Origin of the sequence: Undibacterium paludis (assembly GCF_022568815.1) — a bacterium.
Lineage (GTDB): Bacteria > Pseudomonadota > Gammaproteobacteria > Burkholderiales > Burkholderiaceae_D > Undibacterium.
On record NZ_JAKZHX010000071.1, the window covers coordinates 1 to 413 of the forward strand.

At 58.4% G+C, this 413-nt stretch carries 1 pseudogene; it reads left to right on the forward strand.

Annotated elements, in window-relative coordinates:
• Positions 1–51: 51 nt before the first annotated feature.
• Positions 52–413: pseudogene (locus LZ463_RS28965) on the forward strand (MotA/TolQ/ExbB proton channel family protein); the annotation flags it as partial.

Consider the following 413-nt stretch of genomic DNA (forward strand, 5'->3'; position numbering starts at 1 on the left):
AAAACAGCAGTAAGCAATACCAACCTTATTTTGTTAAAAGGAAGCACCTCAATGAAAACCCGTTTCTCCGCATTCCTGGCTGCCACACTCCTGGCTGTCACAGCCGCCGTTGCCGTTGCCCCTGTATCCGCACAGGAATCCGCCTCCGCTGCAGCGGCCCCGGCTGCTTCCGCCCCTGCTGCCGAAGCACCAGCCGCTCCAGCAGCTGATGCCGGTGCGCCTGCAGCTGCTGCGGCGCCTGCCAAAGAAATCGTCGACAACCCCTATGGTCTCGATGCCCTCTGGAAAACCGGCGACTTCGTTGCCAAAGGCACCCTGATCATCATGGTCATCATGTCCATGGGCAGCTGGTACATCCTCATCACCAAAATCATCGACCAGATCAAACTGTCCGGCCAGGCTTCAGACGCCCG